Genomic DNA, 10,810 nt, shown 5'->3' with positions numbered 1-10,810 from the left:
CCGGCCACCACGGGGGGGGGGGGTGGTGGAGGCGGCGGCGAAGGCGGCGGCCAGTGACAGGCGGGGCCCGCCATTGAGCGGCGGGCCATGGCGCGAGCGATCCGCCCGGCCATCCGCCAATGGCCGGGCGATCCCGGGAGCCCTTGTTCCGTCCCCCCCTGCGGGCAAGGGCTCCCACCTGCCCAATACGCACCGGAGATTCTCCATGTACCGCAGGATGTTGCTGCTGGCCTGGGCCGTGTCCGCGGCATGGCCGTGCGCCGCCGGCGACGTCGCCTTCAGCGGCGTGCTGCCCAACGGCGCGGTCTACCGGCAGCCGGTGGAGAGCATGCAGGAGCGGCGCTTCCGCAACCTGGTCCGGCAGCACACCGACTACAGCTGCGGAGCGGCGGCGCTGGCCACGGTGCTGCGCTACGCCTACCACCTGGAAGCCGACGAATCGACGGTGATCGAGGGAATGATGGGCGTGTCGGATCCGGCGCTGGTCCGCCAGCGCGGCTTCTCGCTGCTGGACATCAAGCGCTATGTCGAATCGCTGGGCATGCGCGGCCGCGGTTACCGGATCAGCGAAGAGCGGCTGCGCTCGCTGCGCGTGCCCGGGCTGGTGCTGATGGACGTGCGCGGCTTCCGCCATTTCGTCGTGCTCAAGCAGGTGCGCGGGGACATGGCCGAACTGGCCGACCCGATCCTGGGCAACCGGCTGCTGCCGCTGGAGGACTTCCTCGCCGCATGGCCCTCGCGCGCGGTGTTCATCGTGATCGGCAGCGATTTCGACCGCAACACCGTGTTGCTGCTGCCCAGCGAAAAGCCCAGTGCCCGCGCGCTGTACGCGCGGCAGGGAGCGACAGCGATCACCGATGCCGAACTGGTGGATTTCGGCTTCACCCATGCCGATCTGTTTTGAAGGAACCGGATCATGAACATCGCGATGTACGCCGGCCTGATGCTGGCACTGGCAACGGCCTGTCCCGTACATGCTGCCGAGGCCGGCAGTGCGCCGGGCAGGAAGCTGCAGGAAATCCCGGACGCGGAGCTGGGCCTGATGCGCGGCCGCTACACGGTGGGCGGCAATGCAGTGGCGTGGTTCGGGGTGACCATGACCTCCACCTGGCAGGCGGCTTCCGGCCAGCAGCTGCAGGGCGCGCTGACGCTGGCGATGGATTTCAGCAAGGGCAAGGTCCCGAAGGTCAGTTTCACGCCCAGCGTGAGCATCACCGCGGCCGACGCGCCGTTGCCGGATACCGGCGGGCGCAGCGTGGACGGCAGCGGACTGCGCAACGTGGCCGGGCTGGTGCAGAGCGTGCAGGTGGCCGGCGACGGCAACCGGGCCAGCAACGCCATGCACCTGACCGTGCGTGACGGTAGCGCGCCGGCCGACGGCGGTGGCTCCGGCGGGCAGGCGCTGCAGCAGGTGCAAGGCGCCAGCGCCGTGGCCGCATTCGACGGCGACGCGGCGCACGTGCTGCTGCAGATCGATGGCCAGGGCGCGGTCGAACAGTGGCTGCGCAGCGGCAGCGTGGGCCAGCGCATCGCGCTGACCGGCGATGGGCAACAGGCCGCCAACCGCCTGCAGATCGACCTGGTCAGGCAAGGCCTGGCCGACAACCTGCCGTTGGCGCAGAACGTGGCGCAGGCCATCGCGCTGACCCGCGGCGGCGGCATCGCGGCAGGATACTGAGCCGGCGTCGCCGGCACCGGCAACTGGACATTGATCGAGGAATCCGAAAATGAAACAGCTGGCGATGGCGGCGCTGGTAGGCCTTGCGGTGTGCTCGTCGAAAGTCGAGGCGCAAGCGCAGGCCGCCGATGACGAAGCGGGTGTCAGGGCCCTGATGGCGCAACTGGAGGCCCTCAAGGCCGGCTATGCGCAGGAGGTGCGCAGGCTGCGTGAACTGGACATGCAGGTGCAGGCGATGCAGGCGCGCATCAACGGCAAGACCGCGACGGCGACGCCGGCGGCCCCTGCCGCGTTGCCCGCGGCGCCGCCTGCCGAAAGCGAGGGCTATGCCAGCAGCGCGAGCGAGGCGCGCGCCGCGAAGGAGTCGGCGCGGCGCAGCGTGGACGACGTGAAACAGCAGCAGTCGGCCCTTTTCAATCGCCGGCTGACGCTGGAAAACAGCCTCACCTACGCGCGCTACGACCGCAAGCAGCTCACCCTCAACGGATTCCTGGCGCTGGATGCGATCTTCCTCGGCAACATCGCCATCGAGAACGTGGAGTCCGATTCGCTGACCTACAACTTCGCCGCGCGCTGGGGCGTCAACCCGAAGCTGACGCTCAACCTCGACGTGCCGTACATCGCGCGCAAGACGATCTACCAGAAGGGCGGCGCCGGCGGTTCGGCCGCGGCCGTGGCGCAGGAGGAAACCCATGGCGCCGGCATCGGCGATGTCACCGCCAGTGCGAACTACCGCCTGTTCCAGGAAGGGCCGCGGCGCCCGGAGACGGTGATGACGGTGGGCATCACCGCGCCCACCGGCCGCGAACCCTATGGACTGGACTGGAAGGTGATCGAGCGCGACGACGACGACTTCATCCGGTTCGCGGTGCCGGCCGAACAGCCCACCGGCAACGGGCTGTGGCAGGCCAGCGTCGGCCTGTCGGCGGTGAAGACGGCGGACCCGGCCATCCTGTTCGGCAACATCGGCTACATCCGTTCGTTCAAGCGCAGCTTCGCCGACATCGACTCCAATCCGGATACGGTCAACCCGGGCCAGGTCGAACTGGGCGACTCGTACTACTTCGGCGCCGGTGTCGCGTTCGCCTTCAACGAGCGCACCAGCCTGAGCATTTCCTTCAGCGACAAGCTCAGCGCCCGCGCCTCGACCCGCTACAAGGGCGGGGAGTGGGTCAAGGTGATCGGCAGCGATGCCAACGCCGGCACCCTGAACCTCGGCGTGACCTACGCGCTGACCTCGAGGACCACGCTGGTGAGCATGCTGGGCATCGGCCTCACCCCCGACGCGCCCGATTTCAGCCTGGCGTTCAAGGTGCCCTCCACGTTCTAGCCGGAGGCGTGCGGCTGGGTCAGCGCAGGCTCTGCAGCTGCAGGCGGTGTTTGCGGCACAGCCGGTAGACGGTGACGCGCGAGACCTTCATCAGCCGCGCGCACGCGCTGATGTTGTAGTGGCTGCGCGCCAGGCAGGCCACCAGCGTCTCGCGCTCGTCGCGCAGGTGGGCGTCGTGCAGGCGCGTGCGGGTTTCGGCCGGCGCGGTGAGTTCCAGGTCCGCGCAGTCGATCAGTTCGTTGTCGGTGGTGATGGCCGCCCGCAGCACGCGGTTGAGCAGTTCGCGGACATTGCCGGGCCAGTGGAAGTCCGCCAGCGCCTGGCGCGCGGCCGGGGTATACCCGCGTGCGCGGATGAGGTGTCGCGCGCGGAATTCGTGCAGGAAGTGCATGGCGAGCAACTCGATATCACCCTCGCGCCGGCGCAGGGCCGGCATGGTCAGGCGCAGCACGTTCAAGCGGTAATACAGGTCGCTGCGGAAGCGGCCCTGTTCCATCGCCTGTTCCAGGTCCACGTGGGTCGCGGCCAGCACGCGCACGTCGACGTGGATCGACTGGTTGCTGCCGATGCGCTCGATCGTGCCTTCCTGCAGCACCCGCAGCAGGCTGGTCTGCGCCTCCATCGGCAGGTCGCCGATTTCGTCCAGGAACACGGTGCCGCGGTGCGCGCTCTCGAACAGCCCGGCGCGGCGCGCGGTGGCGCCGGTGAAGGCGCCGCGCTCGTGGCCGAACAACTCGGACTGCAGCAGGGTCGGCGCGATCGCCCCGCAGTTGACCGCGTGGAAGGGGTGCCCGTTGCGCGGCGACAGGCGGTGCAGTGCATGGGCGGCGGCCTCCTTGCCGGTGCCGGTCTCGCCGGTGACCAGGACCGGCAGGTCGACCGGCGCGAACTTGCGCAGGGTCGCGCGCATGGCGAGCATCGCGCCGCTCTCGCCGATCAGGCAGGCAAGCGCATCGTCGGATCCGCCTAGCGTGGATGCCTGCTGCAGCGATGCCAGTTGCCGCAGCAGTTCGGCAGGGTCCAGCGGGTGCGACAACCGGTGCCGGCAACTCGACAGGGCGTGCCGGAGCGGGATGTCGCTCTCGTCCAGTGCCGGCGGCAGCAGCGCGAGCAGCGGAAGGTGGCGGTACGTGGTGGCCACTTCGGCGGCGGCCGCCAGCTCGCTGCCGGAGCACGTCCTGAAATCCAGCACGCCGATCACGATGTCCTCGCTGCGCATTCCCACGCCGCCGGCCTGCGACGGCGACACCGCGCGTATGTGCCATCCGCTGGAAGCCAGCAGCGCCCGTTCCGTCGAATGGGGCGTCCCGAACCAGATGACGCAGCGGCGGGAGGGAGCAGGTGTTGCGGACATGACGGTCACCTTGCTGCAGGCGACCAACTTATACCTTTCATGAATGATGCGGAATGTGCAGGAAACCCGGATATGTGCCTGAATAGGCTGGGGAAACCGCGTGGTGGGCATTCATCCGGCCGGCGGCCTGCCGGCAACGAAAAAGCCGCGGCGGTGCCGCGGCTTGTCGGGGATCGGGTCGGGAGCCGGTCCGAGGTTACAGGTCCAGGCGGCGCGCCTGCATGAACTTGTCGCCCCAGTAACCGCTGAGCAGGGTGTCGGTGCGCACGTCCTTGCCGGTGCTCGGGGCATGCAGGAAACGGCCTTCGCCTACATAGATGCCGACGTGGTCGACGCGGCCCTTGCGGCCGAAGAACACCAGGTCGCCGGCGACCAGCGCCGAGCGGTCCTTGATCAGTTCGTTGCTGGCCTGGCTGGCCATCTCGCGCGAGACGCGCGGCAGCTCGACGCCCAGGGCGGTACGGAACACGTAGCCGACCAGGCCGCTGCAGTCGAAGCCGGCATCCGGCGAGGTGCCGCCCCAGCGGTACGGGGTGCCCAGCAGGGTCATGGCGCGGCGCAGGATCGACTGCACCTTGCCGTCGTTGTCGTTGGCCAGCGCCGCATCGGTCGCATTGGCGACGCTCTTGGACGCGTCGTAGGCCGAGAGCAGGCGGCTGAGGTCGCCGGCGAACATGGCCGAGCGGTCCATCAGCGGGATGGTGTCGTTGGCGGCCAGGTGCGGGAGCAGGGCGGCCAGGGTAGCGGTAGCGGCGGCGTCGGCCTTGCTGCGCTGGGTTTCGGGCTTTGCCGCTGCCGGCTTCGCGGCGGGGTCGGCTTCCGGGACGCTCTGGGCGAAGGCCGGAACGGCGGCGATGGTCAGTGCCGCGGCGCAAAGCAGCCGGCGGAACGCGGGAAATCGGTGACCGGGTTGACCCGGATGGGACGGATTTTCGTTCGTCACGCGGCAGTCACGGAAAAAATCGATGGGCGATCATGCCCTGTGAACGGCTTGTATAGGTACAAATTTCGTTAAATTTTCATTATTCCCCATGACTTATTTCACACTTCAACGCAGCACGCGCTTGGCGCCGGTGTAATGGTCGCGCCAATAGGCGCCATCCAGATAATCCAGCCGGACCGTGCCGCCGGTGCTCGGCGCGTGTACGAAACGGCCCTCGCCGACATAGATGCCGACGTGCCAGACGTTGCCCTTGTCGCCGAAGAACACCAGATCGCCGGCGGCCAGTTGGCGCGGTTCGATGCGCGGTCCCTGCACGGCGGCCAGTTCCCGCGAGGTGCGTGGCAGGTTCAGCGCCAGCATGTCGCGGTAGACATAGCTGACCAGCCCGCTGCAGTCGAAGCCGGACTCGGGCGTGTTGCCGCCATAGCGGTAAGGGGTGCCGACCAGGCCCAGCGCCCGCATCAATACCGACGAGGCGGCGGCCGGGTCGGCCGGCGTCACCTGCGGCCAGGAATGCGTGGCCGGGGGCGGCGGGGTGCGCTTGGCGGGAGCATGGCCGCAGGCGGCCAGGACCGCGGCCGCGGCGAGCAGGGCCGGCAGCCGCCAGCGGCGGTACCGGAAAACTGGCGTGATGTGCATGGAGCCCGGATAATGCGCCACCTCAAGACGGCTGCCATGATGGCCGCCTCCCCGTCGGCCGGCAAGGCCGTCCCTACGTCTGCCAGCGGGCAGCCACCTGAAAGAGTTGCGCATGAAGATCGAAAAAGACCGCGTCGTCCGTTTCCACTACACCGTTTCCGAAGTCGGCCAGGAGCCGATCGAGAGCTCGAAAGACCGTGAGCCGCTGGCGATCCTGATCGGCCACGGCAACATCATCCCGGGCCTGGAGACGGCGATGATGGACAAGGAAGCCGGCGAGAGCTTCGGCGTGGACGTGAAGTCGGCCGACGCCTACGGCGAGCGCCGCGAGGGCCTGACCCAGCGCGTGCCGAAGAAGCACTTCGGCGAGACCCGCCTGGTCCCGGGCCAGCAGGTGATCCTGCAGACCAACTTCGGCCCGCGTGCCGTCACCGTCGAGAAGGTCGGCATGACCGTGGTCGACGTCGATCTGAACCACCCGATGGCCGGCAAGGACCTGCATTTCGACGTGGAGATCGTCGAGGTCCGCGAGGCCAGCGAGGAAGAAGTGCAGCACGGCCACGTGCATGGCGACGGCGGCCACCACCACTGATCGCCGACCGGCAGCACGACAACGAACGGCCCGCCCTGTGCGGGCCGTTTCGTTTCCGGAAGGCGGACGGTGGCGATGGGCGCATGCTCTAATCGCCGGTCCATCCACGGGGGAACCACGGACGTGTCCATCGCCACCTTCCAGCCCATCGCGCCGGACGAGCGCATCGCCACGCTCGACGTGCTGCGCGGACTGGCGCTGCTGGGCATCCTGCTGATGAACATGGAGGGCTTCGCCGGCCCGCTGGACCTGTCCACCACCGGCATCGACCCGCACTGGCAGGGCCTGGACCGCTGGGCGGATGCCTTCGTCTACATCTTCGTGCAGGGCAAGTTCTTCACCCTGTTCTCGCTGCTGTTCGGCGCCGGCTTCGCGGTGATGGCGCAGCGCGCCGAGGCCGCCGGGCGCGACTTCACCCGCTTCTACCTGCGCCGCAGCCTGGGCCTGCTGGGCATCGGCCTGGTGCACGCGCTGCTGCTGTGGTCCGGTGACATCCTGGTCGCCTATGCCCTGCTGTCCTTCCTGTTGCTGGCCTTCCGCGAGGCACCGCGCGCCTGGCTGCCGGCGATGGGCGTGCTCGCATACCTGGCCGCGGTTGGATTGATGCTGCTGCTGGGCGCGCTGATGATGCTGGTGCCGGCCGAGACCACGGCCGCGCAGGCGGCGCACGCGCAGGCGGCGATCGAGGCGCAGCGGCAGGCCTATGGGCACGGCACCTATCCGCAGGCGGTGCTGCAGCGGCTGCGCGATTTCGGCACGGCGCTGGGCGCATTGCTGGTGGTGGGGCCGCAGGTGCTGGGCATGTTCCTGATCGGCAGCTGGTTCGCGCGCAGCGGCGCCATCGCCAGGCCCGAAGGATACCGGCGCCTGTTCGCCTGGCTGCGCTGGGGCGCCCTGCCGCTGGGCCTGGCCCTGATGCTGGCCAGCGCGTGGTACCAGCCATGGCTGGCGCCGGGGCGGTTCGACCTGCGCTCGGCCGCGGCCTATGCCGCCACCTCCGTCGCCGGCCTGTTGATGTGCCTGGGCTATCTGGCCTGGGGCGTGCGCTGGAGTCATGCGCTGCGCGGGCTGGCGCCGGCCGGGCGGATGGCGTTGAGCAACTACCTCGGGCAGTCGCTGGTCTGCACGCTGCTGTTCTACGGCTACGGGCTGGGGTGGTTCGAACAGATGGGGCGCGCCTGGCAGTTGTTGTTCGCAGTGGCGCTGTTCGCCGCGCAGGTCGGGCTCAGCCGGGCCTGGCTGCGCCGTTTCCGTTTCGGGCCGATGGAATGGCTGTGGCGGGCGATCACCTATTGGCGCCTGCCGCCGTTGCGCCGCGGCGAAGCGGGAGCGAAGTAACCGCAGCGTGGGGCGGGGCATGGCATGCTCGGCCTCGGCATGAGCAGCCGGGTGGACAATCGATGGCCGACTGCACCGCAGGGCGCGCCGATGATCGCCCTTTCCCCACGCAGCAAGGAGTTACAGCAGTGAATACGCGATCGTTCGATGTGGTCGTGCTCGGCGGCGGTTCCGGCGGCCTGGCGGCTTCGTTCCGTGCCGCGTCGCATGGCGCGAAGGTGGCGATGCTGGAGCCCGCGCCGCTGGGCGGCACCTGCGTCAACGTCGGCTGCGTGCCGAAGAAGGCGATGTGGCTGGCGGCCGACCTTGCCGAACGCATCGCGCTGGCCTCGCAACTGGGGTTCGACGTGCCGGCGGCGCCGCAGGTGGCATGGCCGCGGCTGCTGCAGCGCCGGCAGCGGTATATCGATGGCATCCACGCCAGTTACCGCCAGCGGCTGCAGGACACCGGCGTGGCGCACATCGCGCAGCGCGGCCGCCTGCTTGACGCGCGGACGGTGGAGTGCGACGACGGCACCCGGCTGCACGCCCCGCACATCGTCATCGCCACCGGCTCGCATGCGCTGAAGCCGGACCTGCCGGGTGCGGCGCTGGGCGGCGTATCGGACGATTTCTTCGCCCTGCAGGCCGCGCCGGCGCGTGTTGCCATCGTCGGCGGCGGCTATATCGCGGTCGAACTGGCCGGCGTGCTGCATGGGCTGGGCAGCGAGGTGACGCTGCTGGTGCGCGGGCAGCAGCTGCTGTCCGGGTTCGACAGTGAGATGACCGCGCAGATGGCGGAAAACCTGCGCCAGCAGGGCATCGACGTGCGCTTCGGGTGCCGGGTGCAGGCGCTGGAGCGGCATGGCGGCGGCATCCGCGCGCTGTTGCAGGGCGGTCCGGCCGATGCCGTGTTCGATACCGTGCTGTTCGCCACCGGGCGTGCGCCAAGCACGCGTGGACTGGGGCTGGAAACGGCGGGGGTGGCGCTGGATGGACAGGGCGCCATTGCCGTCGATGCCTTCCAGAACACCTCGGTGCCCGGTGTCTTCGCCGTGGGCGACGTGACCGCACAGGCGATGCTGACGCCGGTGGCGATCGCCGCTGCGCGCCGGCTGATGGATCGCCTGTACGGCGGCCAGCCGGACGCGCGGCTGGACTACGACAACGTACCCAGCGTGGTGTTCTCGCACCCGCCGCTGGGCAGCGTCGGCCTGAGCGAGGAGCAGGCGCGCGCGCGTTTCGATACGGTCAACACGTATCACAGCCGCTTCCGGCCGATGCTGCAGGCGCTCGGCGACGGGCAGGTGCGCACGCTGTTCAAGATGGTCTGCGCCGGCGTGGACGAGAAGGTCGTCGGCATCCACCTGCTGGGCGAGGGTGCCGACGAGATCCTGCAGGGCTTCGCGGTGGCGTTGAAGGCCGGGGTGACCCGCCGGCAGATGGAGGACACGGTCGCGATCCACCCGACCTCGGCCGAGGAAGTGGTGCTGATGCGCTGAGCGCGCCACAGGCCGGATAATACCGGGGCCATCTCCCCCGGATGCCGTCATCACGTGAATGCTTCTTCCAGGCGCGCTGCTGCGCCGGCGCCTGTTTCTTCCCCACTGCCGACCACCTCGCGCCGCCTGCTTGCCAGCGGCCTGCTGCTGGCTGCGGTCGGCGCCATCGCCGCCTCCGGCAAGGCGGTGATCGTCAAGCTCGCCTACCGCCATGGCGCCGACGCCACCACGCTGCTGGCGCTGCGGATGCTGGTCGCGCTGCCGTTCTTCGTGGCGATGGGCGCATGGGCCGCGCGCCGGGCGCAGCCGCTGTCGCGCGGCGACCTGTGGCGGGTGGTGGTGCTGGGCTTCAGCGGCTACTACCTGTCCAGCTACCTGGATTTCCTCGGGCTGCAGTACATCAGCGCCACGCTGGAACGGTTGATCCTCTACCTCAGCCCGACCCTGGTGGTGCTGATCGCGCTGGTGGTGCTGCGGCAGCGGCCGACGCGGCTGCAGGTCGCGGCGCTGCTGGTCAGCTACCTCGGCGTATTGCTGGCGTTCGGCCACGACATCCAGCTCGAGGGCCGGCGCACGTTGATCGGCTCGGCGCTGGTGTTCGCCAGCGCGCTCAGCTACGCGGTCTATCTGTTCGGCAGCGGGCAGGCGGTGGCGCGGATCGGCGCGGTGCGCCTCACCGCCTATGCCAGTACGGTGGCCTGCGCGCTGTGCATCGGCCAGTACCTGCTGCTGCAGCCGCTGGCGGCGCTCGCTCAGCAGCCGGCGCCGGTGTACTGGCTGTCGCAGCTCAACGGCACGGTATGCACGGTGCTGCCGGTGCTGGCGATCATGGTCGGGGTCAAGCGCATCGGTTCCTCGCTGGCCGCGCAGGTGAGTATGCTGGGTCCGGTATCCACGATTGTGCTGAGCATATGGCTGCTCGACGAACCGATGGGCCCATGGCAGAGCGCCGGCACCGTGCTGGTACTGCTGGGCGTGCTGCTGGTGGGCAGCGGCGTGGCCAGGAAGCGGTGAGCCGCACCGACGACGCCGGCGCGGGGCACGCGCGCATCCTCGCGGTGATCCGCGCCATTCCGCGCGGTCAGGTGATGGGGTATGGCGAAGTCGCGGCCAAGGCCGGCCTGCCTGGCCGCGCACGGCTGGTGGCGAAACTGCTCGGTGCCAACGAGGACCGGAGCCTGCCGTGGCACCGCGTGCTGCGTTCGGACGGACGCATCGCCATGCCCGAGGGCTCGGCCGGCTGGCGCGAACAGGGCCAGCGGTTGCGCGCCGAGGGTGTCCAGGTCGAGAACGGCCGGGTCCGGCGCGAGCGGCCGGCGCGCGACCTGGATGCGGAGATCTGGGCGCCAAGGTAGTGCCGGAGGGCGTCCTCGCCTTCGCGCCGGCGTCGCATGGGGTGCATTGCAGACCGCAGGCCCGTCCCGCCATCGCTCTTGCCTCCGCCGCTTTGCGGCC

General features: G+C 69.6%; 11 protein-coding genes. 8 read left to right on the top strand and 3 right to left on the bottom strand.

All coding sequences use genetic code 11. The features are described 5' to 3' along the window. The first annotated feature begins 205 nt into the window (after positions 1–205). Genes QMX80_RS05320 through QMX80_RS05310 form a run of 3 tightly spaced genes read left to right on the top strand, consistent with a single transcriptional unit; the run spans position 206 to position 3,008 of the window. Positions 206–904 (top strand): C39 family peptidase, encoded by a 699-nt coding sequence (locus tag QMX80_RS05320; protein ID WP_282275690.1) that lies wholly within the window; start codon positions 206–208, stop codon positions 902–904. A 12-nt stretch (positions 905–916) separates the two neighbouring features. After that, on the top strand, positions 917–1,678 hold the full coding sequence (locus QMX80_RS05315; protein WP_235504203.1) for a hypothetical protein: 762 nt from the start codon (positions 917–919) through the stop codon (positions 1,676–1,678). A 49-nt stretch (positions 1,679–1,727) separates the two neighbouring features. Beyond that, positions 1,728–3,008, top strand: a complete 1,281-nt coding sequence (locus QMX80_RS05310) for a hypothetical protein (RefSeq protein WP_282275687.1) — start codon at positions 1,728–1,730, stop codon at positions 3,006–3,008. Between the two features lie 19 nt (positions 3,009–3,027). Here the strand turns inward: QMX80_RS05310 and QMX80_RS05305 are convergent, their stop codons facing one another. The 3 genes from QMX80_RS05305 to QMX80_RS05295 all read right to left on the bottom strand — a co-directional run bounded on the left by QMX80_RS05305 (position 3,028) and on the right by QMX80_RS05295 (position 5,944). Then, the gene (locus QMX80_RS05305; protein WP_282275686.1) at positions 3,028–4,362 is read right to left on the bottom strand and encodes a sigma 54-interacting transcriptional regulator; all 1,335 of its coding nucleotides are present in this window, start codon (positions 4,360–4,362) and stop codon (positions 3,028–3,030) included. A 196-nt stretch (positions 4,363–4,558) separates the two neighbouring features. Beyond that, positions 4,559–5,242 carry a C40 family peptidase gene (locus QMX80_RS05300; protein WP_235504230.1) on the bottom strand — a complete coding sequence of 228 codons (684 nt, stop codon included), beginning with the start codon at positions 5,240–5,242 and terminating at the stop codon, positions 4,559–4,561. A 168-nt stretch (positions 5,243–5,410) separates the two neighbouring features. Next, positions 5,411–5,944 (bottom strand): C40 family peptidase, encoded by a 534-nt coding sequence (locus tag QMX80_RS05295; protein ID WP_055764697.1) that lies wholly within the window; start codon positions 5,942–5,944, stop codon positions 5,411–5,413. A gap of 112 nt (positions 5,945–6,056) precedes the next feature. Here QMX80_RS05295 and QMX80_RS05290 point away from each other — a divergent pair, with 112 nt between their 5' ends. From QMX80_RS05290 to QMX80_RS05270, 5 genes are all read left to right on the top strand, one after another. After that, positions 6,057–6,536 (top strand): peptidylprolyl isomerase, encoded by a 480-nt coding sequence (locus QMX80_RS05290; RefSeq protein ID WP_055764699.1) that lies wholly within the window; start codon positions 6,057–6,059, stop codon positions 6,534–6,536. 123 nt (positions 6,537–6,659) lie between these two features. Next, the gene (locus tag QMX80_RS05285) at positions 6,660–7,874 is read left to right on the top strand and encodes a DUF418 domain-containing protein (RefSeq protein WP_282275683.1); all 1,215 of its coding nucleotides are present in this window, start codon (positions 6,660–6,662) and stop codon (positions 7,872–7,874) included. 128 nt (positions 7,875–8,002) lie between these two features. Next, complete coding sequence (gene gorA / locus QMX80_RS05280) at positions 8,003–9,355, top strand: glutathione-disulfide reductase (RefSeq protein WP_282275682.1); 1,353 nt, start codon at positions 8,003–8,005, stop codon at positions 9,353–9,355. A 105-nt stretch (positions 9,356–9,460) separates the two neighbouring features. After that, the gene (locus tag QMX80_RS05275) at positions 9,461–10,369 is read left to right on the top strand and encodes a DMT family transporter (RefSeq protein ID WP_282275695.1); all 909 of its coding nucleotides are present in this window, start codon (positions 9,461–9,463) and stop codon (positions 10,367–10,369) included. Next, positions 10,366–10,710 (top strand): MGMT family protein, encoded by a 345-nt coding sequence (locus QMX80_RS05270; protein ID WP_345782351.1) that lies wholly within the window; start codon positions 10,366–10,368, stop codon positions 10,708–10,710. Before QMX80_RS05275 ends, QMX80_RS05270 begins: the two co-directional genes overlap by 4 nt. Positions 10,711–10,810 lie beyond the last annotated feature (100 nt).

Origin of the sequence: Stenotrophomonas sp. PS02297, from assembly GCF_029959705.1 — a bacterium.
GTDB lineage: Bacteria > Pseudomonadota > Gammaproteobacteria > Xanthomonadales > Xanthomonadaceae > Stenotrophomonas > Stenotrophomonas nitritireducens.
This window is presented reverse-complemented; position numbering and strand designations above follow the sequence as displayed.

What these genes read in the sequence shown, in the direction of transcription:
- QMX80_RS05320 (WP_282275690.1), top strand. Translation starts at nt 206, where the DNA reads ATGTACCGCAGGATGTTGCTGCTGGCCTGGGCCGTGTCCGCGGCATGG.
- QMX80_RS05315 (WP_235504203.1), top strand. Translation starts at nt 917, where the DNA reads ATGAACATCGCGATGTACGCCGGCCTGATGCTGGCACTGGCAACGGCC.
- QMX80_RS05310 (WP_282275687.1), top strand. Translation starts at nt 1,728, where the DNA reads ATGAAACAGCTGGCGATGGCGGCGCTGGTAGGCCTTGCGGTGTGCTCG.
- QMX80_RS05305 (WP_282275686.1), bottom strand. Translation starts at nt 4,362, where the DNA reads ATGTCCGCAACACCTGCTCCCTCCCGCCGCTGCGTCATCTGGTTCGGG.
- QMX80_RS05295 (WP_055764697.1), bottom strand. Translation starts at nt 5,944, where the DNA reads ATGCACATCACGCCAGTTTTCCGGTACCGCCGCTGGCGGCTGCCGGCC.
- QMX80_RS05290 (WP_055764699.1), top strand. Translation starts at nt 6,057, where the DNA reads ATGAAGATCGAAAAAGACCGCGTCGTCCGTTTCCACTACACCGTTTCC.